The following is a 24,188-nucleotide window of genomic DNA, read 5'->3' on the forward strand; positions in this document are numbered from 1 at the left end:
AGAGCACGCGCAGCGGGGTGCGATCAGATACGTTGTCCCGCAGCGTCGAAGGTAAGGCAGTTGGCAGGGTCGAAATCGAATTGCAGCGTTTCGCCCACATCGGTGTCATGCTGGCCAAAGAGCCGCGCGGTGAAGGTGAGGTCCTCGCCCATGTCGACGAGGATATTGGTATCTCCGCCCAGCTTCTCCACGTGAATCACCTCTCCCGCGAGGGGGCCGTCAGGGCTGATGCGGGCGTATTCCGGGCGGATGCCGATGAACTGACCGGCGGTGCCGCCCAGGCGAAGGGCGGGCACAAAATTCATCGCAGGCGCGCCGATGAATTCGGCCACAAAGCGATTGGCGGGGTTGTTGTAAAGCTCCATCGGCGTGCCGACCTGTTCAATACGGCCATCGCGCAGCACCACGATCTTGTCGGCAAGTGTCATCGCCTCAATCTGGTCATGGGTGACGTAGATCATGCTGGCCGACAGCTGCCGGTGCAGCCGGGCGATTTCCAGCCGTGTGTTCATGCGCAGGGCCGCATCAAGGTTGGAGAGCGGTTCATCAAAGAGAAACAGTTTCGGTTCGCGCACCACGGCGCGGCCAATGGCGACCCGCTGGCGTTGGCCGCCGGAGAGTTCGGAGGGGCGGCGGTCCAGATAGTCTTCCAGCGACAACATGCGGCTGGCTTCGGCGACGCGCGCGGTGATTTCCTCCTTGGGCTGGCGTTCCTGTTTCAGCGCCAATGCCATGTTTTCACGCACGGAAAGATGCGGGTAAAGCGCGTAGGACTGGAACACCATGGCAATGCCGCGTTTGGCGGGTGGCGTGGTGGTGACAGTCTGGCCGCCGATGGAAATTTCGCCTGCGGTGGCATCCTCCAGCCCGGAGATAACCCGCAGGAGGGTGGATTTCCCACATCCTGAGGGGCCGACAAAGACCACGAATTCGCCGTCTTCGACGGTGAGGTTGATGTCTTTCAGCACCTCAACCGGGCCGAAGGATTTGCAGACATTGGTGAGCTGTAGGGCAGTCATGGCGGTAATCCTTCAGGTCTTCGGGGTCAGAGATGGAGAGGCGGGCGCTGTGGCCTCGGCCTCTGTCAGGTCAGATGTCAGATCGACAGGCGCGCCGCTGCGGATGCTTTGGTCGGCGGCCAGACAGATCGCCAGCGAGGCAACGGCGTCCTGCATATGCCGCTCCATGTCGAGGTCGTCGGCAATGACGCGCAGCATATGGGCCTGTTCAGCCGAGCAGAGAGCGTCATGGTCGGGTTCGTCGGGCAGGTCTATCTGGCGGTCGGGGATGCCTTGCGCGCTGCGATGTACGATCAGGCTGCCGACGGCGGTATGGCCATCCACATCGTCCGAGCCGCCCTTGTCTGTTTCGGTGATCGAGACGGAGCCATTCGGCGAAATCACGTCTTTCACGAAATAGGCGGTCTCCGACATCATCGGACCCCAACCGGCCTCGTACCAGCCGACGGAACCGTCAGAGAAACTCACCTGAAACTGGCCGTAGTTATACATATCCTCGGCGATTTCGTCGGACAGGCGCAGGCCGATGCCGTGAACGCGCTGGGGCGTGGCATCGGTGATCTGGCACATGACATCGACGTAATGCACGCCGCAATCCACGATCGGAGAGGTGGTCTGCATCAGCGCCTTATGGGTGTCCCATGTCGGCCCATCGGACTGCTGGTTGAGGTTCATGCGGAACACATAAGGCGGGCCGAGATCGCGGGCCTCAGCAATCAGACGCTGCCAGCTGGGGTGATGGCGCAGGATATAGCCCACCATCAGTTTGCGCCCCAGACGACGGGCGGCGTTGGTCACAGCGCGGGCGTCAGCAACCGTGGTGGCCAGCGGTTTTTCGACAAACACATGCGCGCCGAGCCTCCATCGCCGCAATGGCATAGGCGGCGTGACTGTCGGAATAGGTGGCAATGACCACCAGATCGGGTTTGCTCTGCGCCAGCGCCTGATGGAAATCGCTAAAAACCGGATAGTCCTGCAAGGGAGCCTGCGCGGCCGTGCCAGAGCGGTTGACGAGGCCGACGATCTGCGCGGTGTCATCGTGGTGGTGAGCCAGAGCATGGGAAAACCCCATGTTGCCGAGGCCAGCAATCAGAACACGGGTCATTGGCTGTCTCCTGAATGGCGGTTCAGCTGCACAGCGGTTGAGTGCGCCGGACCAGGAGATGACAGAGGTCTGCCATCTTGGGGGGCTGGTCCGGCGCGGCCCGGCATCGCAGCCGGGCAGGGGGATGGTTTGCGCGGCAGCGTCATTTGACCGCCCCGGAAGTGATGCCGCGGATGAGCTGGCGTGAGAAAATCACGTAGAGCACCATCACCGGCAGAATGGCCATCGACAGGGCGGATAGCACCGCGTTCCAGTCGGTGACGAACTGCCCGATGAAGACCTGGCTGCCCAATGTCAGCGTCTTGGTCTCCTCGGCCGGGGCCAGGATCAGCGGGAACCAGAGATCGTTCCAGATCGGGATCATGTTGAAAACCGCGACGGTGGCCATGGCTGGGCGCACCAGCGGCAGGACCAGTCGGAAGAAGATGGTGTATTCCGACAGCCCGTCGATGCGGCCGGCGTTTTTCAGATCGTCGCTCACCTGTTTCATGAATTCCGACAGGATGAACACCGCCAGCGGCAGCCCTTGCGCGGTATAGACAAGGATCAGCGCAGTCAGCGTGTTCACGAGGCCAGTGTCCACCATCAGCTCCAAGATGGCGACGGTGCCGATGCGGATCGGGATCATGATGCCTAGGGCGAGGTACAGGCCGAGCAACATATTGCCCTTGAACCGATATTCCGCGAGGGCGAAGGCGGCCATGGCGCCAAACAGCAGCACCAGTGCGAGGGAGACCACGGTAACAATCATCGAGTTCTGGAAATAGAGGAAGAAATCCCCCTGCTTCAGGACGGTCTGGTAGCCGACCATCGAAAACGTGTCTGATGTGGGCAGACCCAGCGGGTCGCGAAAGATCGCTTTGCGGGTTTTGAAGCTGTTCACCAGAATGACGAAGACCGGAAACAGGGCGATCAGCGTGTAGGTGATCAGCGCGCCATGCGCGAGGATGCTGTTGAACGGGTTTGAGCGGGCTTTGTTCATCGTCCGATCCTCAGAACTGGTAGCGGCGCAGACGGGTCTGGATGCCGAAGAGATAGATACAGACACCGATCAGGATGATCGCGAACATGGCGGTGGCAATGGCGGATCCCATATGTGGATCGCCCAATTGCAGCTGAAAACCGAAGAAGGTGCGATACATGAAGGTGCCGAGGATATCGGTCGAGAAGTCCGGCCCCGCGAGAGCGCCTTGGGTGGTGTAGATCAGGTCGAACGCGTTGAAGTTGCCGACAAATGTCAGGATTGAAATGATCCCGATGGAGGGCAGGATCAGCGGCAGTTTGATCTTCCAGAAGGCGGCCATTCCGGTAATGCCGTCAACCTCGCCCGCCTCGATCACCTCTTCCGGGATCGACAGGAGGGCTGCGTAAATCAGCATCATCGGGATGCCGACAAACTGCCAGACGGAGATCAGCGCCAGCGTGGTCAGGGCGTAGTCTTCCTTGCCGAGCCAGGGTGCGAACAGCCATTTCAGGCCGATGGCGTCCAAGAGATCCGGTGTGATGCCCCAGATCGGCGAGAGGATCAGTTTCCAGGCAAAGCCGACGATGACAAAGCTGAGGATTGTGGGCACAAAGATCGCCGTACGATAGAGCGCTGCGAAGCGCAGCCGGGGATGGCTGAGGATCGCCGCCAATGCCACCCCGATCGGGTTCTGCACCAGCATGTGAACAAAGAAAAACCAGAAGTTATTGCCAAGCGCGTTCCAGAACTGTTCAGACCAGTTGGGATTGGAAAACAGGGTCTCGAAGTTGGCAAGGCCGACGAACTGGCGGATCTGGTCGCTTTCGCTGTAGAGCGCGAGCCGCAGAGTATTGAACAGCGGGAAAATCATGATGGCGGTGTAGACCAGCACAGCGGGCGCAAGGAAAACGGCGATATGCCAGCGTCTGCGCGGTTTATGAGAGGTATTTTGCATGATGTGTCCCATCTGTCGGCGGGTCCGGGCCGCATGGGGCCGCCCGGACGCCTGAGTGTCAGGTCAGTCAGGTGGTGGCGCGCTTACTTCTGCGGTTCGTACCAGCTGGCCAGACCCTCTTGCAGCTCTGCGCCCAGATCAGCAGGAGCTTTGGTGCCCTTGATCGCAGCAACGGAGGCGCCCCATGTCTCATTTTCGAGGTTGGGCGTGCCACGCGACAGGATCTGATAAGTGGAGCGGATGGTGCTCTCACACTCGCCACGCCAGGAGACGAACTCCTGCGCCAGCGGATCCTCCATTGCGACCTCATGGTTCGACAGCGAGAAGAAGCCCGGTAGCGCATTTGCGTAGATGCTGGCGAATTCAGCCGAGCCGACCCAGTTCAGGAAGGTCTTGGCAGCCTCGGCATTGGGGGAGGCGGCGTTCAGGCCCACGGCAATGTCCGTGTGATCCGAGATGTAGCAGGTGTCGCCTGCGGCGGTGACCGGCGGTTTGAAGGCGCCCATTTCAAAATCAGCCTGAGTGTTGAATCCGGAGATTTCCCAGCTGCCCGCCGGATAGATTGCGGCCCGGCCCAGGGTGAAGATGTTCTGGCTGTCAGGATAGGTCTGCGCCTCATAGCCGTCGCCCATGTACGCGCCCCATTTTGACAGGGTCTCATAGGGGGCAACCCACTGATCATCTGTCAGTTTCTGCTCGCCTGCGATCAGGGCAAGACGGCCTTCCTCACCCTTCCAGTAGTTCGGGCCAATGTTGTTGTAGCCCATGGTTGCGGCTTCCCACTGGTCGTTGGTGCCCATCGCCAGAGGCACGTAGTTGCCGTCCTGTTTGATCTTTTCCAGCGCCGCAAAGAACTCATCTTCGGTTTCGGGTACATTCACACCCAGCTCGGCAAAGGCGTCTTTGTTGTAGATGAAGCCGTGGATCACCGAAGCAATCGGCACGCAGAAGGTGGCGGAGCCGTCATCGGTCTGCCAGGCGGATTTGGCGACGTCGGAGAAGCTGCCCATGGCGTCCAGATCAGAGAGGTCCGCCAACTGGCCCTTGTCATAAAGACCAAGCGAGGCGTCAAAGGGGCGGCAGGTGATCAGGTCACCGGCGCTGCTCGGCATCCAGTTTGGAATTCAGCACCGCATTGTATTCTGCCGGGGCAGAGGGGGTGAACTTCAGCTTGATGCCGGGGTTGGCCGCTTCAAAGGCGGGGATGATCTTGTCCTGCCAAAGGGCGAGGTCGTCATTGCGCCAGCTCTCAATGGTCAGCGTCACGTCTTCAGCAGCTGCGGCGCCGCCGATCACGGTCGAGCCGAGCAGCGCGAGGGTAAAGAGTTTCCGTGTCATTCAGTATCTCCCAGTTTGCATGTTGGTATTTGTAATCAGGGTCTTGGTGACCTCTTGGGTGGCGCGTGGCCGACCGTTACACCTGTGCGAGCGCGGCTCGCAGGTTGTTCTTGTGATGGCGCAGCAGTGTTTCTGCAGCGGTGGGTGAGGCGGCCCCCTGCAGCAGCAGAATGGCGGGCTTTACCGCGCCGCCGGTCTGATCCAGCGCCCGGGCTGCGGCCTCGGCGTCCTGACGGGTGAGGGTGCTGACAATGCGGATGGCGCGCTGGCGCAGCTTGGCATTGTCGGCGATGAGGTTGACCATCATGCCGTCCATCACATGCCCCAGCCGGATGCCGACCAGCGTGGACATCATATTGAGCGCAGCCTTCTGTGCGGTGCCAGCCCCCATGCGGGTCGATCCTGCGATGACCTCTGGCGGGGTGGGCAGGCAGATCGCCACATCCGCCAGGTTCAGCAGCGGCGTGTCGGCGTTGTTGGCGATGGCGATCACCTTGGCCCCGGCGGCCTGCGCCGTGCGGGCAAAGCTCATCGGGAATGGGGTGCTGCCGCTGGCCGAAAGGGCGACAACCACATCATTTGCGGTCACGGGGGCGGCGGCTTTGGCGCCGGCCTCAGCGTCGTCTTCGGTGTGGCCGGGCATGCGCCCGTCCGCAGGGATGCCCCCCGCCATGTGAATGGAAATCTGATCGGCGCTGATGCCGAATGTTCCGGGCAGTTCTGCACCATCGGCCAACGCCATCAGGGCGGAGGAGCCTGCGGCTGCGTAATGCAGATGGCCGCCATTGTGCAGGCCGCTTGTCAGCAGGGCCGCACCGGCTGAGATCGCAGTGTGGGCGCTGGCTACAGCTTCCAATGCGCGCAGCTGACCGTCCAGCAGGGTGTCGAGGATCTCCGCATCGGCGCGCAGATCCAGCCCCTGCGCATCGGGGTGCAGCGTCTCTGTCTGCGCCTCGGCCTGCGCCGGTTTACGGGCTATGGAGTGTTGATCGCTCCTCGATCCCATGTGATTCCTCCCCCTCAGGTGAATGAGAAGTATTTAATACCTATACAATACCACTTGTCTACCATTTAATTTATGGGGAGGTTTTTCGCGGTAAATTCAGCTAATTACCCGGTCGCATGGTAATCTTGCTGTTAGAGAGGTCTTTATTTTGCGTGAAAGGTATCTTATAGGTATTGCATGACCGACTCACGCTTTCCATATCTGATCGCCGTGGATGGAGGGGGAACCTCCTGCCGCTTTGCCCTGCTGAAATCAGGAGCGACACCGCCGCAGCAGCTGGTGGTGACTGGCGGCAGCGCCAATGTTTATACGGCGCCCGATCAGGCGGTTGTTACCCTGAGTGCCGGATTGGCGGATTTGCAGCGGCAGTCGGGTCTGACTGATGAGGTGTTTTCCCAGATACCGGTCTATGCCGGACTGGCCGGTGTCATTGATCGCGAGTCTGCCGCGCGTGTCGCGGAGGCCCTGCCACAGGCGCATGTCCGGGTGGAAGATGATCGCATGCCCGCTGTGGTGGGCGCATTGGGGGAGGAGACCGCCAGCCTCATCGGGGTTGGCACCGGGTCGTTCCTCGGGCGTCAGGTGGCGGGTCAGGTTACGCTTATTGGTGGCCATGGTACGGTCCTGGGGGATGAGGCCTCGGGCGGCTGGCTGGGGCGGCGTGTGTTGCAGTTGACCTTGCAGGCTGCTGAAGGGGTCGAGCCGATGACGCCGCTTCTGCGCAGTTGTTTGCGCGATTATTCCAATGAGACAGCCAAGATCGTCCGATTTGCCCAGACCGCGCGGCCGGTGGCCTTTGGCGCCTATGCGCCGCGCGTGGCCAAGGCTGCGGCTGAGGGTGATGCGGCGGGCCGACGGCTGATGGCGGAGGGCGCAGAGTATCTGTGCAACGGGCTGCAGGCGCTGGGGCGTCGGCCTGAGGAACCGGTTTACCATATCGGAGGTGTCGCCGCGCAATACGCCGCTTATCTGCCTGCGGATGTGGCGGATTATCTGCGGGGGGCAGAAGGCTCACCGCTGGATGGCGCGCTGGAGCTGTCGCGCCGATTTGCCCGCGAGATCGCGCAGGAGGCAGTATGACGGTTGAGGAATTCCTGACGCCTAGCCGCCTGGTTGGACGATGCGGCCGGTCCTCGCTATGTGCGGCTGCGCCAGCGCATTGAAGATGGCGTTGAAACCGGGCTCCTCCCCAAAAGCGCGCCACTGCCTGCGGAGCGGGAGATTGCAACACTCACCGGCCTGTCGCGGGTCACCGTACGCCGGGCGATGCAGGATCTGGTCGATCGCGGCATTATCGTGCAGCGGCAGGGTTCTGGCAGTTTTGTGGCGGATGGCACGCCCAAGGTGGAGCAATCGCTGTCGCAGCTGACCTCCTTTACCGAGGATATGGAGCGGCGCGGGTATGACACCAGCGTTGAATGGTTGGAACGCGGCATTCACACCCCGTCACCGGAAGAGGTGATGGCGCTGGCGCTGACCTCTGGCGAGGCGGTCGCCCGGATCGCGCGTCTACGGCGGGCCAATGGGCGCCCGATGGCGATTGAACGCGCATCGCTGCCGGTGGATATCCTGCCCAATCCGCAGGCGGTTCAAGGCTCGCTTTATGAGGTTCTGGAGCAATCCGGCAGCCGTCCGGTGCGGGCGTTGCAGCGGATCTCGGCGATCAACCTGCCCGAACAAGAGGCGCAGATGCTGGGGGTGGAGCCTGGGATGGCGGGGCTGAGCATCGTGCGGACATCCTATTTGCGCAACCGGCGCGTGGTCGAATTCACCCGCTCGATCTATCGCGGCGATGCCTATGATTTTGTCGCCGAGCTGCGGCTCGGGACGACCTAACCTGGCGACCCTGAGGAGGGGACCATGACAGATATCACCAAAATGCGTCGCGAGATCGACGAGATCCCGACAGCTGTGGACCGGCTGCTGAGCCATGGCCGGGCTGAGATTGAGGCCGTTGCAAACGCGGCGCGTGCCCTTGATCCCAATGTCATGGTAACCGTGGCGCGCGGCTCCTCCGACCATGTCTGCACCTATCTGAAATACGCCAGCGAGATCATGCTGGGGGTGCCTGTTGCGTCGGTCGGGCCGTCGGTGGCCTCAATCTACAAGGCGCCGCTGCGCCTGAAGGGCGCGCTGAGCCTCGCGGTGTCGCAGTCCGGCAAAAGCCCGGACATCGTGTCGATGGTGGACAGTGCGCGCAATGATGGCGCGCTGTCGGTTGCGCTGACCAATGACGCGGCCTCGCCGCTGGCGGCGGCGGCGGATCACACCTTGGATATCCATGCGGGGCCTGAGCTGAGCGTCGCGGCGACCAAGACCTTTGTGACCTCGGCTGTGGCGGGGTTGTGGCTGCTGGCGCAATGGGATCGCAATCAGTCGGTTCTAGCGGCGTTGCACGCGTTGCCGGAGCAGTTGGACCGCGCCTGCCGGATCGACTGGCCCGAGGTGCGTGACGCGATTGGCGCGCGGTCCTCCCTGTTCACATTGGGCCGGGGACAGGCGTTGGCGGTCTCCAATGAGGCAGCGCTGAAGTTCAAGGAAACCTGCCAGCTGCATGCGGAGAGCTATTCCTCAGCAGAGGTTTTGCATGGGCCAGTGTCCATTGTGGAAGAGGGGTTCCCGGTGTTGGGCTTTGCAGCGGCAGATGCGGCCGAGGGCGCGCTGGCGGGCATCGCCGATCAGATCGCGGCCAAGGGCGCGCAGGTCTTTGCCACCACGGATAAGGTCACGGCAGCGCAGCGGGTGGACCATGTCCGCACCGATCATGCACTGACAGACCCGATTAGTCTGATCGTGTCTTTCTATGCGATGGTCGAAGCCTTCGCCGCCTCGCGCGGGATCGACCCGGATGCACCGCGCCACCTGAAGAAAGTGACGGAAACGGTATGACTGGGGATCGGCATTTGCTGCGTGCCCTGACGGGCGCGCGGATCCTGACCCCGGTGGGCTGGGAAGACGACAGCGCGCTGGTGCTGCGCGGCGATCAGATCGCGGCGGTTCTGCCGATGGGCAAACTGCCTGAGGGGGCCGAGGTCACAGCACTTGATGGCGGGATCCTGACGGCCGGGTTTGTCGACCTGCAGGTCAACGGCGGCGGCGGGGTCATGTTCAACGACGCCCCCGATCTGGAGCAATTGCAGATCATCGCTGCCGCACATGCGCGGATTGGTGCGACCTCGATCCTGCCGACGCTGATCACTGATACGCCGAATTTCGTGGCCCGCGCGATTGAGGCGACCGTGGAGGCGATTGCCGCCGGTGTTCCGGGCATCGTCGGATTGCATCTGGAGGGGCCACATCTGGCGGTCTCACGCAAGGGTGCGCATGATGCGTCGCTGATCCGCCCGATGAGCGAGGAGGATCTGGAGGGCCTATGTGCCGCAGCGGCCCGGTTGCCGCTGCTGAAGGTGACGCTGGCCTACGAGGCGGTCACTCCGGCGCAGATCCGGCGATTGAGCGAGGCGGGTGTTCTGGTGTCGCTCGGTCACACCGATGCCAGCCATGCTGATTGCGTGGCGGCGGTTGCGGCGGGCGCGCGCTGCGTCACCCATCTGTTCAACGCCCAGAGCCAGCTTGGCAATCGCGAACCCGGTGTTGTCGGCGCGGCCCTTGATCTTGGCGGGCTGTCCGCCGGGTTGATTGCTGATGGCGTCCATGTGCACCGGGCGTCGATCCGGGCGGCGCTGGCAGCCAAGACCGGACCGGGGCAGGTGTTTCTGGTCAGCGATTCCATGGCCACCGGAGGTTCCGACATTGACCGGTTTACCCTGAATGGCCGCGAAATCCGTCGCGATAACAACCGTCTGACCCTGGCTGATGGCACCCTTGCGGGCGCGCATCTGGAGCTGGCAACAGCGGTGCAGATCCTGGTTGAGGGGTGTGATGTCCCGCTGGAGACGGCACTGGAGATGGCCGCAACACGGCCTGCGGACTTGATTGGGCGATCCGACCTGGGACGGCTGCAACCCGGCGCGCGCGCTGACGTGCTGCATCTGAACAACGCGCTGGAACTGCAGCAAGTCTGGCAGCGCGGGCTGGCGCTGTAGCTGCTGGTAGAGGTAGGTCATGAGATGCCAGACAGGGTGAACCTCAGCGCCAAGTGTTGCGCTGGGGGTGCGAGCTGTGTCGGTCCGTTCTGGAGGCTATTTTCATCAATACTGCGTATTGCGCGAATGTCAGCTGTAAGCTGCAAAGCCAATAACCTTCAATAACCGCCTGGGTTTCGAGTGGCGCTTTTGAATGCGCCAATCAGTGTCGTTTACATTTACTCCAAAAACGAGCGTGTGTTTAACGGCTCTCAAAACCGGACATTTAGGCCCTCTCAGCTCAGGTCAGCAAGGTTCTGCATAGCCGCCCTGTCCACAGATGTCTTCATGTATTTGATCAAATTATTTGCCCGCAGGGGAAGGGATAGGCTAAGTCTCTGTCAGAACGCTCTGCCGTGCCTTGGTGGGGGGATGTCCCGTTGATTGCGGGCGCACTGACAGGAGAGCCCATGACACCGCTTGCAGGTCTGAAGGTGGTCGAACTGGCCCGTATTCTCGCAGGGCCATGGATTGGCCAGTCGCTTGCCGATCTGGGTGCGGAGGTCATCAAGGTCGAGAGCCCCGAGGGAGATGATACCCGTCGCTGGGGACCGCCCTTCATTGAGCGGGAGGGTGATAAAACGGCGGCTTATTACTATGCGGCGAACCGGGGTAAGTCCTGCGTCACCGCAGATTTTCGCACCGAGAAGGGCAGGCAGACGGTGCTGGAGCTGATCCGGGGTGCCGACATTCTGATCGAGAATTTCAAAGTCGGTGGGCTGGCGAAATACGGGCTGGACTATGACAGTTTGAAAGCGGTCAATCCGCGCCTGATCTATTGCTCGGTCACGGGCTTTGGTCAGGATGGCCCCTATGCGGCGCGGGCGGGCTATGATTTCCTGTTGCAGGGCATGTCCGGGCTGATGTCGATCACCGGCGCGCCGGAAGGGGAGCCGCAGAAGGTGGGTGTGGCGATCACCGATATTGTCACCGGTCTTTACGGCACCATCGGCATTCTGGCGGCGGTGGAGCAGCGTCATACCACCGGGCGCGGGCAGCATATCGATATGTCGCTCTTGGACTGTGCAACGGCTGTGCTGGCCAATCAGAACATGAACTATCTGGCCACCGGCACCAGTCCGACGCGGATGGGCAATGAGCATCCCAATATCGCGCCTTATCAGGTGATGGCAGTGCGCGATGGGCATGTGATCCTTGCGGTGGGGAATGATGGTCAGTTTGCGCGGCTCTGTGCGGTGCTGAATATGGCGGGGCTGGCGGATGATCCGCGATTTGCCTCCAATCAGCTGCGGGTGGCCAACCGGGGCGATCTGACGCCGATGCTGGCGGCGGCGCTGGCGCAGTGGGGGCAGGCGGATCTTTTGGCGGCGCTGGAGGCTGCAACTGTACCTGCGGGACCAATCAATACCATCGGGCAGGCCTTTGACGACCCGCAGATCAAGCATCGCCAGATGCAGATCGCGCCGGAAGATGTGCCCGGTGTGCGGGGCCCTTGGGTGTTTTCCGATGCGGAGCTGGCCTTGGAGAAATCGGCACCGATCTTGCCGGTGGCGCAGGAGATGTCGCAGGGAGACTAGACCTCCGGATCGCCGACCGTTTGGGTGGGCGGCAACAGCTTGATATAAAACCAAACAGGAAGAGAGCGCGCCATGGCGATGGAGATCACCGGAGTTGAGCATCTGTGGATTCCGTTGCCGGATGGGCGTCGTCTGGCGGCGCGGATGTGGCGGCCTGCGGCAGAGGGGCGTTATCCTGCGATCCTGGAATATCTGCCCTATCGCAAACGCGACGGCACCGCGCCGCGTGATGCCACCACACATCCGGTTTTTGCGGCTGAGGGCTATGTCTGTCTGCGGGTCGATATCGCCGGCACGGGCGACAGTGAGGGGCAGTTTGATGATGAGTATTCCGAACAGGAGCTGAGCGACGGCGAGGAAGTGCTGGCCTGGCTTGCGGCGCAGGCCTATTGCGACGGCAATATCGGCATGGTCGGGATTTCTTGGGGCGGCTTCAACGGCTTGCAGTTGGCCGCACGTCAGCCCGAAGCGCTGAAGGCGGTGGTCAGCGTGGCCTCAACCGTGGATCGCTATGCCGATGATATCCATTTCATGGGGGGCTGCCTGCTCAGCGATAATGCCAATTGGGCGTCGCAGATGTTTGCCTATCAGACCCGCCCGCTGGATCCCGAGCTGCGCCCGGATTGGCGCGCGGCCTGGGTGGAGCGGATCAAGACGCTGCCGTTTATGGCCGCGGATTGGCTGTCCCACGCGCAGCGGGATGATTTCTGGAAACACGGGTCGGTCTGCGAGGATTGGTCTGCAATCCAGGCACCGGTGCTGGCGATCACCGGCTGGGCGGATGCCTATGTGAATGCACCGCCTGCATTGGCAGCCAATATGCAGGCCCCGGCGAAGGCGCTGATCGGTCCCTGGGAGCACCGTTATGCGCATATTTCCAAGCTGGAGGCGCATGATTTTCACGGAGAGGTGCTGCGCTGGTTTGATCGCTGGCTGAAGGGCGAAGACAGCGGGGCAGAGGCTCTGCCGGATTATCGCACTTATATGCAGGAGCATTTCAACCCGACCAAGGAGAACAAACCCCGGCAGGGCCGCTGGGTTACTGAGGCCGCCTGGCCGTCCCCAAATGTGCAGGAGGTGACGCATCATCTTGGGCCGCAGGGCATGTTGCAGGCCACCCCGGAGGAGGGGGAGGCTGTTGTGTCCAATCCGGCAACCCTTGGTGCGGCCGGTGGCTATTTCTGCGCTGGCATGCGGATTGACAATGAACTGCCGGGCGATCAGGCGGGCGATGATGCGCTGTCCACCTGTTTTGAGACGCAGCCACTGGATGTGCCGCTGGAGCTGCTGGGGCGGGCGCGGGTGCGGCTGGCGTTTTCCGTCGACAAGCCCGTGGCGCAGGTGATGGCGCGGCTGTGTGATGTGGCGCCGGATGGCGTGTCACAGCGCATCACCTATCGCGGGCGTAACCTGTGCCATGATGACAGCCATGAACGCGCGGAGGCGTTGGTACCGGGCAAGCGCTATGAGGTGGAGTTTGCGCTTAATGAATGTGCCCATCACCTGCGGGTGGGCCATAAGCTGCGGCTGGCGCTGTCGACGTCTTACTGGCCGATTGTCTGGCCCTCGCCAGAGCCTGTGGCGCTGACCCTGCATCTGGGCGGCTGTGCGCTGATCCTGCCGGAACGTCAGGGCGCGGCAGAGAGCGACCCGCAGGCGCCAAGCGCCGCGCGGGAGTATCCGACTTATGAGGCGGAGATGACCCGCGCGCCATCCGGCACTTCCAACACCTATCAGGAGGCCGACGGCACGCTGGTGCTGGAAACATTTGATGACTATGGCGCGGCGATTGATCCGGTGCATGGGATGGAGGTCGGCAGCCATGTGTCCATGCGCTATGCAATCCATCCAGATGATCCGGCAAGTGCGACATTCTCCAGCCAGTGGCGGTTCACATTCGCGCGCGAAGACTGGCAGGTGCAGGTCGACACCGACAATCTGATGCGCGGGGACCGCGAAAATTTCCACCTCTGGCGCAGGGTTGTGGCCACCGAAGGTGCCGACCAGACAGAAGTTTGTGTTAAGGAATGGAGCAAGAGCTTGCCGCGCGATTGTTTGTGATTTCGCATCAAATCCTGTTAAAAATCGCTGTTTTTCCCCGGATTGACCCCCAGTTCGCCACGGTTTGGCCATGTTCTGTGACCAAAAACAGAACTGCGCGTTAACCATTTCGGGTGAGAATACCCCCCTTGAGATGTTTTCACCGCGCTGGACTGTCGGGCGGATGGCCCCCGGCTTGGAGCAGACGACAAACAGAATTGGGGCGAGAAGGTGCATCTATCCGTTGTTGTACCCTGCTATAATGAGGAAGAGTCCATCCCCCTGTTGGTGGATCGATTGGTGCAGGCAATCGAACCCTGGGCGGACCGGGCCGAGATCATTCTGGTCGATGATGGCTCCAGCGATGAGACTTGGGCCGCGATGGAGGCCGCGCATAAGCAGCATCCGGTGGTGCGGGGCATTCGCCTGTCGGCCAATCGCGGCCATCAGGTTGCGTTGACCGCCGGGCTGGAGGCCGCGACAGGCGCGCGCATCTTCATGCTGGATGCTGACCTTCAGGATCCGCCGGAAATTCTGCCTGACATGATGATGATGATGGATCGCGGCTATGACGTGGTCTACGGCCGCCGTGCCGAACGTCATGGCGAAACCCTGTTCAAGAAGGTGACGGCCTATCTGTTTTACCGCTTTCTCAATACGCTGTCCGATGTGGATATCCCCAAAGATACCGGCGATTTCCGTCTGGTGAGCCGTCGCTCGCTGGATGCGGTGCTGAAAATGCCGGAGCGGGCGCGGTTCATCCGTGGCATGTTCGCCTGGGCCGGTTTCCACCAGATCGGGTTGGAATATGTCCGCGAGGCACGGGTGGCGGGCGAGACAAAATATCCCTTTAAGGCGATGCTGCGCTTTGCCACCGATGCGCTGACCGGATTTTCCACCAAACCGCTGAAAATGGCCACGAGGCTGGCTTTTGTCAGCTTGCTGGTGACGGTGCTGATGGCGATCTATGTCTTTGGCTCGCTGATCCTGTTCAACACGGTTGCTGGTTGGGCCTCGGTCCTTTTGGCGATTTCCTTCTTCTCCGCCATCCAGCTGCTGACGCTGGGGATCCTCGGCGAATATGTCGGGCGGCTCTATATGGAGAGCAAGCAGCGGCCGCTTTACTTCCTGTCGCAGGAGACCGGGCATCCTTCGGCCCATGCCGTTGACTTCACCGGTGACAGCCGTTCGACCACAGCATCGCCCAAGGCTCCCGCCCAAAAAGAAGCGTCATGATCCGCGCTGTCGTTCAGAAGGACCTCGGCCAGTTGATCCGCTTTGCCATTGTGGGTGTCTCGGTTGCGGCGATTTATGTCTTGCTGTTCCTGGGGTTCCTGCAGCTTGGGTTTGTGGCGGGGCTCGCCAATGCGCTGGCCTTTGCCCTGGCGGTATTGGTGCAATATGTCGGTCAGACCGTCTGGACCTTCCGTCAGACGCTTGGCCAGCCGGATCAGGCGCTGCGGTTTGGATGTACTATCGGGCTGGGGTTTGTGACTTCGGGGCTGCTGACGGGCGGTATCGGTCCGATGCTTGGCTGGCCTGACTGGCTGGCGGCCAGTGTCGTGGCGGTTTGGTTGCCGGTACAAAACTATCTGTTCTTCAAAATCTGGGTCTATGCCGGAAACGGCGCGTAAAGAGGAGACACCCGCGATGTCGCATGTCTATTCCAATGAATTCTATGACTATATCGACCTTGGCGCACGCAGCTCGGCGCAGGCGTTGATCGCTGCTGTACAGCCTTGGTTGGGTGCAGAGAGCGTGCTGGATCTGGGCAGTGGTCGTGGCGTCTGGCTCAGTGAATGGGCCAAGGCAGGGGTTGAGGAGGTCGCCGGTGTAGACGGCGACTATGTAGATCGTGACCGGTTGGCGATCCCGGCGACGTGTTACCATGCGGCGGATCTGACGGGTGACGTCGATCTAGGGCGCCGTTTCGATCTGGCGCAAAGCCTGGAAGTGGGGGAGCATCTGCCGAAGGCTGCGTCCGCGACATTGGTCAACGGGCTGACCCGCCATGCGGATCGGGTGTTGTTTTCAGCCGCCGTACCGGGGCAGGGCGGGGAGTTTCATATCAATGAACAGCCGCTGTCGTTCTGGCAGGGCCTCTTTGCCGCACAGGGGTACCGCGCCTTTGACTGCGTGCGCCCGGCCCTGAAAGAGGCGGAGGGGGTAGAGCCCTGGTATCGTTACAACACGGTTCTTTATGTGAATGAGGCGGGGCGTGAGGGCCTGCCTGAGGAGGTCCTCGCAACCGAAATCCCAGCAGGCCAGAAAGTGCAGCCTGCAGGCAGTATTGGCTGGCGGTTGCGTCGCAGTGTTGTCTCTGTGATGCCCGAGGCGATGGTGACCAAGATCGCCCAGGCGCGCGCGGCGATCATTGCGCGACAGGCGCGGGCTGCGGGTCTGGTGGGTGCTGGTTCAGCAAAAGGAACGATCTGATGACACTGGTGATGGACGGCCCCGTGGTGGCGCCACGACAGGGCGTCTGGCCCTTGGCGGCGACGATCGCGGTGGCCTTTGTCGGGTTGCTGATTGCGGCGGTGTTTCAACTGCCGGACCCGCTGATCCGTCACGACGACTACCCGGCCTTGTTTGGCGATGCGGAAACCTACTACGTTAAAACCCTGATGGAAGGGCGCTGGGTCAACTACTTGTGGCACCTGCGCGAAACTCTGCTGCCAAGCTGGGTCAACTACCTGATTTACAATGCACTTTGGGCTGTGGTGTTGGGGTGCCTTGCGCACAATGCGCTGGGCGCCGGGGCGGCGCTGTGGCGCAAGGGGGCGGTGGCACTGATTGCGGGCCTGTCTGCGCTTAGGCGCTGCTGATTTCACTGTGGTTCAATACCCTGATCCCCGGCATGGCGATCCTTGCCATCTATGCCCTGGCAACCACACAGCTGTCGGATCGGACCTGTCGCTGGCTGCTGGTGCCATTTGTACCGCTGGCGCTGACGGCCTATACCACCTACCCGTTTTTCCTGCTGGCCCTCTGTCTGACTCGCGCGGATACGCAGCGCTCGGCCAAGGATCTGGCGGCGTTACTGGGGCTGTTCATCCTGTGCTTTGCACTGGCGATGGCGTCAATCTATACGCTGAACTATCTGTTTCACGGCGTTTTTGGTATTCCGATGGCCGAATGGCGGATGCCAAGCCCGGCCCATGATCTGGCGTCTGTAGTGGAGAACATTGGCCTGATTGGGAGTTTTCTGACCAGCTCTGCATCGCTGATGTCATTCCACTTCCTGCCTTTGACCGTGTTTCAGCTGGCGCTGTTTGGCTGGGCTATATGGGCCGTCGGACACTCCGATCCTTGGCGCGTGATCTATCCGCTTGCGGGCATCTGTCTTGGGATGGGGCTGATTTTTGTACAGACGGTCAAGACCGGCATCACCCTGCCGCCGCGTGTTTCTGGGTTTGTCTGGCTTTATTATGCGGTGCTATTGGGTCTGCTGTCGCAGGAGCTGGCGGCGCGGGGCGCGGGCTGGGACCGCATCGGGCGCAACCTTCTGGCCTTTGTTGCGCTGATCTATCTGGCGTTCAACATGTTGCAACATCGCGATATTACTGCTTGGCAGGCAGACAGCCGCGAGATGGTGGCGCAGATCACACCGGTGGATGGCCCGATCTATGTCAGCGGTACATATCTGTCGCTGCCGTCGGGGGAGAAGTCAGGCCTGCAGCATGACCTGTCGGTGGCGTTCCGCCTGACGCAATTGACGGGGCGTGATGTGGTGATCTGTGAGATGACGCCAGATGTCTGTGCCCATCTGCCGGAAGATGTGCAGGCGGGGGCCAGCGGTGCACAATATGACGTGCGCAATCTGGACGTGGGCAGCGTGATCATGCTGTCATCCACCCCAATCCGCGAGGCGGCACACAACATCCCCGATGGCGGGTGAGCTGATATATCAGATGAAACGAGAACGGGGGCCTCAGGGCCCCCGTTTGCCTGTCAGCTCCGTTGGGTAGGCTCAGAAATCGAGGCCAAGATCCAGCGTCTGCGCTGAATGGGTCAGCGCACCAGAGGAGATGTAGTCAACACCCGTAGCCGAGACCTCGGCAATACGGTCGCGGCGCATATTTCCGGAGGCTTCGGTCAGCAGATGGCCCTGAGCCATCGCCACAGCCTGCGCCAGCGTGTCGGTGTCCATATTGTCGAGCAGCACCACATCGGCGCCACCGGTCTCCAGTACTACTTCCAGCTGAGAGAGCGTATCGACTTCGATTTCGACCTTCATCATATGGCTGACATTGGCTCTGGCTGCGTGCAGGACGGCGGCCACGCCACCGGCGGCGGCGATGTGATTGTCTTTGATCAGGATCGCGTCAGACAGCCCGTAGCGGTGATTGTAGCCGCCGCCATGTAGCACCGCCTGTTTCTCCACCATGCGCAGACCGGGGGTGGTCTTGCGGGTGCAGGTGATCCGGGTCGCGGTGCCCCTGGTTTCGGCCACGAATGAGGCCGTCAGACTGGCGATGCCGGACAGGCGCCCGGCAAAGTTCAGGGCCACACGTTCACCGGATAGGATCGACGCGGCAGAGCCTGCGATGGTCATCAACGTCTGGCCGGGGGCGCAGGGTTGGCCGTCCTGCACCAGTGTGTCGATCTTGAGCGTCGGGTCGACAAGGTGAAAGGCGATGCGGGCAATCTGCATGCCGGACGCCACGCCGGTGTCGCGCGCATTGAGCCGCGCCTGGTAGGTGGTCTCTGCCGGGATCACGGCGCGGGTGGTGACATCACCGCTTTGGCCAAGATCTTCCAGCAGGGCTGCGCGGATCAGAGGCTCCAGGATCAGGTCGGGCAGGGTGGCAAAGGACGGGGTCATGTCAGATCCTTGACGGCGGCGGCGCGGATAGTACGGGCCTCGGTGAGGGTGATGTGAGTGCGATGGGCCTGTGCTGGGTCGGCGTCGGGATAGTCATCGCGGAAATGCCCGCCCCGGCTCTCACGACGGGCCAATGCGGCGGCGGCGATCAGCGTGGCGGTGGCACACATATTGGCAAAGCTCTCGTCATCGCCGTGCTCTGTCAGCAGCTGGTCGATTGTTGCAAGCGCGGTTTTCAGCCCGGCTTCGTCCCGGCGCACGCCAACATGGGCGGTCATCGTCTCACGCAGGCGGGCAATTGCGCTGGCGGGGGCGGCAGGCGTGGTGGCGGGGGCAAAGGTCAGCGACAGGGTCGGTGACTGGCGCCCGTGATCGGGCAGCGGCCCCAGGGTTTCGGCGATATCCTGTGCGGCGGTACGGGCGTAGACCAGCGCCTCCAAAAGACCGTTGGAGGCGAGGCGATTGGCGCCGTGCAGTCCGGTTGAAGAGGCTTCGCCACAGACCCAAAGATGGGCGAGACTGGCGCGGCCCTGCATGTCGGTGTCGATGCCGCCCATGTGGTAATGCGCGGCCACTGCGACCGGAATTGGGGTCGCAACGGGGTCGATACCGGCACGGGCGCAGGTTTCCGCGACGGTGGGAAAACGGGTCAGCACCTCGGCGCCCAAGGCGTCGCGCGTGTCGAGCATCGGGCGGCGGCCTGCCTGCGTTTCTGCAAAGATCGCGCGGGCGACGATATCGCGCGGTGCCAATTCGGCATCCGGATGCGCGGCCAGCATGAAACGGGCGCCTTCAGCATTGATGAGGGTTGCGCCGTCCCCACGCAGCGCTTCGGTCGCCAGCGGCGCCGGATCCTCACCAATGTCAAAGGCGGTAGGGTGGAACTGCACGAACTCAGGATCGGCAATGCAGGCGCTGGCGCGGGCGGCAAAGCCGATAACCTGGCCGCGAATACGGGGCGGATTGGTGGTATGTGCAAACAGCCCGCCAGAGCCGCCCCCGGCCAGTAGAATGGCGGGCGCGCGGATCAAAAGCGGTACGGAGGTGCCGCTCGCATCGCTGACCCAGACCCCGGTGACGCGGCTGTCACTGACGTCCAGCCGGACGGCCTGGGTGCCCTCATGGACCTGAATGGACGGCGTGGCGCGCACCGCTGCAATCAGCGTTTCCATGATCTGCCGACCAGCCTGATCACCTTTCACCCGCACCACACGGGCCATGGAATGGGCGGCCTCGCGGCTCATGACAAAGCCGCCATCGGCGGTGCGGTCAAAGGGCGTGCCCAGCTCGGTCAGGTCCAGAATATGGTCCTGTGCCACCTTGGTGACCATGGCGGCGACCTCGGCATCAACAGTTCCGGCACCCGCGCGCAGAGTATCGCTGGCATGGGCGGCTGGGCTGTCGGCCTGATCCATCGCGGCGGCGACTCCCCCTGTGCCCAGGCGGAACTTGCCCCCTCACCAAGGGTTTCGGGCGAAATCATCAGCACAGGGCGCGGCGCCAGTTCAAGCGCGGCATAGAGTGCGGCCATGCCGGCGCCGACGATCACCACGCGATCGGTGTCACAGGCGGCGGTGGCCTCGGCCCGGGCCTGCACATCCAGTTGGGGGCGGGTCTTGTCACGGGGGGCCTCGCGGACCTGATCCTCAGAGGTGACCTTCGCGCCGGGGGTGTCCAAGGATCAGATCCCCAGTTTCTGGCTGAGATCAATCATCCGCTGCACCGCAACGCGGGCCTGTTCGGCCACCTCGGCGTTGACCTCAACCGGTTCGGACATGGTGTGCAGCGACCACAGGATTTTCTCCAGAGTGATTTTCTTCATGTAGGGGCACATGTTACAGGGGCCGACAAAATCCACCTCGGGCAGTTGATCGGCAATATTCGAAGCCATCGAACATTCGGTGATCAGCATTGCCTTTTCGGGCTTTTCGTCGGTCACATATTTGATGATGCCGCTGGTGGAGCCGGAGAAATCCGCCTCATTCACCACATCCGGCGGGCATTCAGGGTGGGCAATCAGCCGGGTACCGGGGTTCCATTCGCGGAAATCGCGCAGATCCTTGGCGGTGTATTGCTCATGCACAATGCAGGAGCCCTCCCACCAGACGATGTTTTTCTGCGGCACCTGTTGGGCGATGTTCTGCGCCAGATATTGGTCTGGCGTCATGATCACGGTGTCGCTCTCCTGTGCGGCCACAATCTGGGCGGCGTTTGATGAGGTGCAGCAGATATCGGAGGCAGCTTTGACCTCGGCTGTGGTGTTTACATAGGTGACCACCGGCGCGCCGGGATATTTCTCGCGCATCTGGGCGATGCCATCGGCGGTGATCGATTCCGCGAGCGAACAACCGGCCTCCATATCGGGGATCAGCACGGTTTTGTCGGGGCTGAGGATTTTCGAGGTTTCGGCCATGAAGTGCACGCCGCATTGCACGATCACATCTGCCTCGACCTTGGCGGCCTCAATCGCGAGCTGGAGGCTGTCGCCGACCACATCGGCAACGCCATGGTAGATTTCCGGCGTCATGTAGTTATGCGCCAGAATGACGGCGTTCCGCTCTTTCTTGAGGGCCAGAATGGCCGCAACATAAGGCGCGTAGGTGGCCCAGTCGATCGGGTTCACCACGCGGCCCATATTGGCGTAAACCCCGGACATCTCTTCGGCCAGAGCCGGATTTGGCGCAAGGTCATAGTGGTTGGCGAGCTGATCGCGCATGGTTTGCAGATCGAACATGGCATTTCCTCAAAGCTGCGCCGGAGATGGCACTTTGGGGAATTCTTGTTTCATGTTCACATTTAGCACGCAAGCAAGTGAACGGGGTTTATTGCCCGAAAAGCGGGAATTCCTGCTGCAAATCGGCGCCAATCCGTCAACATCGGCAACCGACTGGATCCAGAGGTCGTGACGACCTTCTGACCATCGGGTAATGTCAGCGCAAACGGGGCGGGGTCAATTTGTCCAAAATGCGCGATGGGTGACGTTTTTGTCTATTGGGCAGTCCGATATTGTGGTTTGCACAGAACCAACACGCAGTAGAGGGAAGCGGTAAGACCGGTCCCATAGGGAGAAAACCCGCCTCCATGTCTGATCTCTGGGAAGGATTGGTCCAGGCCTTTTGGCTGGTGGTCACGCTGGATAGCGATCTGGTGGAGATTACGCTGCGCTCGCTTCGGGTCACTTTGACCGCGTTGCTGGTGGCTGCGTTGATTGCGCTGCCGTTGGCGGCCTTGTTGGCGGTGCGCCGGTTTCGCCTGCGCCGGATCACCATTGCGGTGCTCAATGCGCTGATGGGGCTGCCGCCTGTTGTGGTGGGGCTTGTGGTCTATGTGATGCTGTCGCGGGCCGGACCGTTCGGGGTGCTTGGGCTGCTGTTCACCCCGACCGCGATGATCATCGCGCAGGTGATTATTATTGTGCCTCTCGTGGCCTCCATCGCGCATCAGTCGCTGCGGGATCTGTGGAGCGATTACCACGACCTGCTGATTTCCCTGAACGCCAGTCAATTCCAACGGATCTGCACGCTGCTCTGGGATGGGCGGCGGGCCTTGCTGACGGCGGCGCTGGCCGGGTTTGGCCGCGCAATTGGCGAGGTCGGCGCGATCATGATTGTGGGCGGCAATATCGACCATGCCACGCGGGTGTTGACGACGGCAATTGCGCTGGAAACCGGCAAGGGGGATTTCGCCATGGCGCTGGGGCTTGGCTTTGTGCTGATCGCGCTGGCCGTTGCGGTGAACCTGACCATTCACTGGCTGGGCAAGACCGAAAGTGAGGGGCGTTGGTGAGCGAGGCGAACACTCTCTTCCCGCTGGTGGTCAACGGGGCGCAGGTGCGTCGGCGTGGCAAGACGCTGATCGGGCCGGTGGATTTGCGGCTGGACGGGCAGGGGACGACCATTGTGATCGGACCAAATGGATCGGGCAAAACGTCCCTGTTGAAGATGCTGCATGGTATTCTGCGGCTGGGACAGGGGCAGATCAGCTGGGGCTGTCCTATGGCGGAGGCGCAGCGGCGTCAGGCCTTTGTCTTCCAGACGCCAGTTATGATGCGCCGCTCGGTGGTGGAGAATATCGCCTATCCGCTGCGGCTGAACCGCGTGTCGCGCAAGGTCGCGCTGGCGGAGGCTGAGGTCTGGGCTGAGCGGATCGGATTGGGCGGGGATGCGTTGCAGCGGCCTGCGGTTTTGCTGTCCGGCGGGGAGCGGCAGAAACTGGCACTGGCCCGCGCGCTTATTCGCAAGCCGCAGCTGTTGTTTCTGGATGAACCCTGTGCCTCGCTCGATGGGCGGGCCACCCGCGAGATTGAAGAAATCCTGAGCGAGGCAGCGGCGGCGGGTACGAGGTTGATCATGTCGACCCACAATATGGGACAGGCCCAGCGTCTGGCGGACGAGGTGCTGTTTGTGCTGCATGGCCAGATTTCCGAGTTTTCAGCGGCGGAGGCGTTTTTTGCCCGCCCGCACACCGAACAGGGACGCGCATTTCTAAGAGGAGATATTGTCGAATGAAACGGATTATGCTGGGGGCTTTGGCCGCGCTGGCGATGGGAACGGCTGCGCTGGCGGAGGAGATGAAGCTGGCGGTGACCACATCCTTCCACAACTCCGGTCTGGCGGAGGTACTGCTGCCTGAGATCAAGGCCGATCTGGGATTGGAGGTGCAGCTGTTGGTGGTGGGCACCGGTCAGGCGATCCGCCTTGGTGAAGCGGGTGATGTGGATGCCATTCTGGTCCACTCCAAAAAGGCGGAAGAGGCGTTTCTGGCCGGGGGCAATGGCACCCATCGCCGGGAGATCATGTATAATGATTTCGTCTTTGTTGGCCCCAAGGCGGACCCGGCGGGCGTTGCCAAGGCAGGCTCTGCGGCAGAGGCGCTGCAGAAGGTGGCAGCTTCTGAAGCGGCCTTTGTCAGCCGGGGGGATGACAGCGGCACCCACAAGAAAGAGCTGAGCCTGTGGAACTCTGCCGATCTGTCCCCGGAAGGGTTTGGCGATTGGTACAATGCGGTAGGGGCAGGTATGGGCGCTGCGCTCAACACAGCGGCAGGGATGAACGGCTATATCATGTCCGACCGTGCCAGCTGGCTTAATTTCGCCAATAAGGGCGATTTGGCGCTGCTTTATTCCGGCGATCCCGTGCTGTTCAATCAATACGCCTATCTGCCGGTGAACCCGGAAAAGCACCCGCATGTGAAAACGGAATTGGTGGCCGAGCTGGAGACTTGGCTGGTGTCGGACAAGGCAAAGGATCTGATCAACAGCTATCAGATCAATGACGAAGCATTGTTTGTGTTCAACGCCGAGCAGTGATGCGT

At 61.7% G+C, this 24,188-nt stretch carries 19 protein-coding genes and 4 pseudogenes; 14 read left to right on the forward strand and 9 right to left on the reverse strand.

Annotated features, from left to right (window positions below; genetic code table 11):
- Nucleotides 1–23: 23 nt before the first annotated feature.
- The 6 genes and pseudogenes from L0Z65_RS00355 to L0Z65_RS00380 all read right to left on the reverse strand — a co-directional run bounded on the left by L0Z65_RS00355 (nucleotide 24) and on the right by L0Z65_RS00380 (nucleotide 6,387).
- Nucleotides 24–1,019: an ABC transporter ATP-binding protein gene (locus L0Z65_RS00355; protein ID WP_102896380.1), complete on the reverse strand. Its 996-nt coding sequence runs from the start codon at nucleotides 1,017–1,019 to the stop codon at nucleotides 24–26.
- A 12-nt stretch (nucleotides 1,020–1,031) separates the two neighbouring features.
- A pseudogene (locus tag L0Z65_RS00360) lies at nucleotides 1,032–2,124 on the reverse strand (Gfo/Idh/MocA family protein).
- A gap of 142 nt (nucleotides 2,125–2,266) precedes the next feature.
- The gene (locus L0Z65_RS00365; protein ID WP_040179514.1) at nucleotides 2,267–3,106 is read right to left on the reverse strand and encodes a carbohydrate ABC transporter permease; all 840 of its coding nucleotides are present in this window, start codon (nucleotides 3,104–3,106) and stop codon (nucleotides 2,267–2,269) included.
- A gap of 10 nt (nucleotides 3,107–3,116) precedes the next feature.
- Nucleotides 3,117–4,043, reverse strand: a complete 927-nt coding sequence (locus L0Z65_RS00370) for a carbohydrate ABC transporter permease (RefSeq protein WP_040175537.1) — start codon at nucleotides 4,041–4,043, stop codon at nucleotides 3,117–3,119.
- Nucleotides 4,044–4,126: 83 nt separating this feature from the next.
- A pseudogene (locus L0Z65_RS00375) lies at nucleotides 4,127–5,381 on the reverse strand (ABC transporter substrate-binding protein).
- Between the two features lie 76 nt (nucleotides 5,382–5,457).
- On the reverse strand, nucleotides 5,458–6,387 hold the full coding sequence (locus L0Z65_RS00380) for an N-acetylmuramic acid 6-phosphate etherase (protein ID WP_405109712.1): 930 nt from the start codon (nucleotides 6,385–6,387) through the stop codon (nucleotides 5,458–5,460).
- A gap of 177 nt (nucleotides 6,388–6,564) precedes the next feature.
- On the opposite strand from L0Z65_RS00380, the gene L0Z65_RS00385 reads away from it, so the two are divergent.
- From L0Z65_RS00385 to L0Z65_RS00435, 11 genes and pseudogenes are all read left to right on the forward strand, one after another.
- On the forward strand, nucleotides 6,565–7,467 hold the full coding sequence (locus L0Z65_RS00385) for a BadF/BadG/BcrA/BcrD ATPase family protein (RefSeq protein WP_405109715.1): 903 nt from the start codon (nucleotides 6,565–6,567) through the stop codon (nucleotides 7,465–7,467).
- A pseudogene (locus tag L0Z65_RS00390) lies at nucleotides 7,464–8,223 on the forward strand (GntR family transcriptional regulator). Before L0Z65_RS00385 ends, L0Z65_RS00390 begins: the two are co-directional and overlap by 4 nt.
- 24 nt (nucleotides 8,224–8,247) lie before the next feature.
- Nucleotides 8,248–9,276 (forward strand): SIS domain-containing protein, encoded by a 1,029-nt coding sequence (locus L0Z65_RS00395; RefSeq protein WP_405109718.1) that lies wholly within the window; start codon nucleotides 8,248–8,250, stop codon nucleotides 9,274–9,276.
- Entirely contained in the window at nucleotides 9,273–10,433 is a 1,161-nt protein-coding gene (gene nagA / locus L0Z65_RS00400; RefSeq protein ID WP_405109721.1) for an N-acetylglucosamine-6-phosphate deacetylase, read from the forward strand. The genes L0Z65_RS00395 and nagA overlap by 4 nt, the downstream gene beginning before the upstream one ends.
- 449 nt (nucleotides 10,434–10,882) lie before the next feature.
- Nucleotides 10,883–12,010 (forward strand): CaiB/BaiF CoA transferase family protein, encoded by a 1,128-nt coding sequence (locus L0Z65_RS00405; RefSeq protein WP_405109724.1) that lies wholly within the window; start codon nucleotides 10,883–10,885, stop codon nucleotides 12,008–12,010.
- A 72-nt stretch (nucleotides 12,011–12,082) separates the two neighbouring features.
- Nucleotides 12,083–14,071: a CocE/NonD family hydrolase gene (locus L0Z65_RS00410; protein WP_405109727.1), complete on the forward strand. Its 1,989-nt coding sequence runs from the start codon at nucleotides 12,083–12,085 to the stop codon at nucleotides 14,069–14,071.
- Nucleotides 14,072–14,281: 210 nt separating this feature from the next.
- On the forward strand, nucleotides 14,282–15,286 hold the full coding sequence (locus tag L0Z65_RS00415) for a glycosyltransferase family 2 protein (RefSeq protein WP_405109730.1): 1,005 nt from the start codon (nucleotides 14,282–14,284) through the stop codon (nucleotides 15,284–15,286).
- Nucleotides 15,283–15,684, forward strand: coding sequence for a GtrA family protein (locus L0Z65_RS00420; RefSeq protein WP_405109733.1), 402 nt, complete (start codon nucleotides 15,283–15,285; stop codon nucleotides 15,682–15,684). Before L0Z65_RS00415 ends, L0Z65_RS00420 begins: the two co-directional genes overlap by 4 nt.
- Before the next feature lie 16 nt (nucleotides 15,685–15,700).
- Entirely contained in the window at nucleotides 15,701–16,486 is a 786-nt protein-coding gene (locus L0Z65_RS00425; RefSeq protein WP_405109736.1) for a methyltransferase domain-containing protein, read from the forward strand.
- Nucleotides 16,486–16,875: a hypothetical protein gene (locus L0Z65_RS00430; protein ID WP_405109739.1), complete on the forward strand. Its 390-nt coding sequence runs from the start codon at nucleotides 16,486–16,488 to the stop codon at nucleotides 16,873–16,875. The genes L0Z65_RS00425 and L0Z65_RS00430 overlap by 1 nt, the downstream gene beginning before the upstream one ends.
- Before the next feature lie 32 nt (nucleotides 16,876–16,907).
- Entirely contained in the window at nucleotides 16,908–17,948 is a 1,041-nt protein-coding gene (locus L0Z65_RS00435) for a hypothetical protein (protein WP_405109742.1), read from the forward strand.
- A gap of 72 nt (nucleotides 17,949–18,020) precedes the next feature.
- Here L0Z65_RS00435 and nadC read toward each other — a convergent pair whose 3' ends face one another.
- The 3 genes and pseudogenes from nadC to nadA all read right to left on the reverse strand — a co-directional run bounded on the left by nadC (nucleotide 18,021) and on the right by nadA (nucleotide 21,609).
- Entirely contained in the window at nucleotides 18,021–18,875 is an 855-nt protein-coding gene (gene nadC / locus L0Z65_RS00440) for a carboxylating nicotinate-nucleotide diphosphorylase (RefSeq protein ID WP_405109745.1), read from the reverse strand.
- A pseudogene (locus L0Z65_RS00445) lies at nucleotides 18,872–20,553 on the reverse strand (L-aspartate oxidase). The gene nadC and the pseudogene L0Z65_RS00445 overlap by 4 nt, the downstream one beginning before the upstream one ends.
- Before the next feature lie 3 nt (nucleotides 20,554–20,556).
- Nucleotides 20,557–21,609, reverse strand: coding sequence for a quinolinate synthase NadA (gene nadA / locus L0Z65_RS00450; protein ID WP_405109748.1), 1,053 nt, complete (start codon nucleotides 21,607–21,609; stop codon nucleotides 20,557–20,559).
- 347 nt (nucleotides 21,610–21,956) lie between these two features.
- Here nadA and L0Z65_RS00455 point away from each other — a divergent pair, with 347 nt between their 5' ends.
- From L0Z65_RS00455 to L0Z65_RS00465, 3 genes are read left to right on the forward strand one after another with little or no spacing between them, the layout of a single operon-like run.
- The gene (locus L0Z65_RS00455) at nucleotides 21,957–22,661 is read left to right on the forward strand and encodes an ABC transporter permease (protein WP_040175495.1); all 705 of its coding nucleotides are present in this window, start codon (nucleotides 21,957–21,959) and stop codon (nucleotides 22,659–22,661) included.
- Nucleotides 22,658–23,383, forward strand: a complete 726-nt coding sequence (locus tag L0Z65_RS00460) for an ATP-binding cassette domain-containing protein (protein ID WP_096872351.1) — start codon at nucleotides 22,658–22,660, stop codon at nucleotides 23,381–23,383. The genes L0Z65_RS00455 and L0Z65_RS00460 overlap by 4 nt, the downstream gene beginning before the upstream one ends.
- Nucleotides 23,380–24,183 (forward strand): substrate-binding domain-containing protein, encoded by an 804-nt coding sequence (locus L0Z65_RS00465; protein ID WP_405109752.1) that lies wholly within the window; start codon nucleotides 23,380–23,382, stop codon nucleotides 24,181–24,183. Before L0Z65_RS00460 ends, L0Z65_RS00465 begins: the two co-directional genes overlap by 4 nt.
- Nucleotides 24,184–24,188: the final 5 nt, after the last annotated feature.

This window comes from Phaeobacter sp. BS52 (assembly GCF_045040595.1).
In the GTDB taxonomy this organism is placed as follows: domain Bacteria; phylum Pseudomonadota; class Alphaproteobacteria; order Rhodobacterales; family Rhodobacteraceae; genus Phaeobacter; species Phaeobacter piscinae.

What these genes read in the sequence shown, in the direction of transcription:
- L0Z65_RS00420 (WP_405109733.1), top strand. Translation starts at nt 15,283, where the DNA reads ATGATCCGCGCTGTCGTTCAGAAGGACCTCGGCCAGTTGATCCGCTTT.
- L0Z65_RS00385 (WP_405109715.1), top strand. Translation starts at nt 6,565, where the DNA reads ATGACCGACTCACGCTTTCCATATCTGATCGCCGTGGATGGAGGGGGA.
- L0Z65_RS00410 (WP_405109727.1), top strand. Translation starts at nt 12,083, where the DNA reads ATGGCGATGGAGATCACCGGAGTTGAGCATCTGTGGATTCCGTTGCCG.
- L0Z65_RS00355 (WP_102896380.1), bottom strand. Translation starts at nt 1,019, where the DNA reads ATGACTGCCCTACAGCTCACCAATGTCTGCAAATCCTTCGGCCCGGTT.
- L0Z65_RS00455 (WP_040175495.1), top strand. Translation starts at nt 21,957, where the DNA reads ATGTCTGATCTCTGGGAAGGATTGGTCCAGGCCTTTTGGCTGGTGGTC.
- L0Z65_RS00430 (WP_405109739.1), top strand. Translation starts at nt 16,486, where the DNA reads ATGACACTGGTGATGGACGGCCCCGTGGTGGCGCCACGACAGGGCGTC.
- L0Z65_RS00395 (WP_405109718.1), top strand. Translation starts at nt 8,248, where the DNA reads ATGACAGATATCACCAAAATGCGTCGCGAGATCGACGAGATCCCGACA.
- L0Z65_RS00435 (WP_405109742.1), top strand. Translation starts at nt 16,908, where the DNA reads ATGGCGATCCTTGCCATCTATGCCCTGGCAACCACACAGCTGTCGGAT.
- L0Z65_RS00465 (WP_405109752.1), top strand. Translation starts at nt 23,380, where the DNA reads ATGAAACGGATTATGCTGGGGGCTTTGGCCGCGCTGGCGATGGGAACG.
- L0Z65_RS00370 (WP_040175537.1), bottom strand. Translation starts at nt 4,043, where the DNA reads ATGCAAAATACCTCTCATAAACCGCGCAGACGCTGGCATATCGCCGTT.
- L0Z65_RS00405 (WP_405109724.1), top strand. Translation starts at nt 10,883, where the DNA reads ATGACACCGCTTGCAGGTCTGAAGGTGGTCGAACTGGCCCGTATTCTC.
- nadC (WP_405109745.1), bottom strand. Translation starts at nt 18,875, where the DNA reads ATGACCCCGTCCTTTGCCACCCTGCCCGACCTGATCCTGGAGCCTCTG.
- nagA (WP_405109721.1), top strand. Translation starts at nt 9,273, where the DNA reads ATGACTGGGGATCGGCATTTGCTGCGTGCCCTGACGGGCGCGCGGATC.
- L0Z65_RS00380 (WP_405109712.1), bottom strand. Translation starts at nt 6,387, where the DNA reads ATGGGATCGAGGAGCGATCAACACTCCATAGCCCGTAAACCGGCGCAG.
- L0Z65_RS00365 (WP_040179514.1), bottom strand. Translation starts at nt 3,106, where the DNA reads ATGAACAAAGCCCGCTCAAACCCGTTCAACAGCATCCTCGCGCATGGC.
- nadA (WP_405109748.1), bottom strand. Translation starts at nt 21,609, where the DNA reads ATGTTCGATCTGCAAACCATGCGCGATCAGCTCGCCAACCACTATGAC.
- L0Z65_RS00425 (WP_405109736.1), top strand. Translation starts at nt 15,701, where the DNA reads ATGTCGCATGTCTATTCCAATGAATTCTATGACTATATCGACCTTGGC.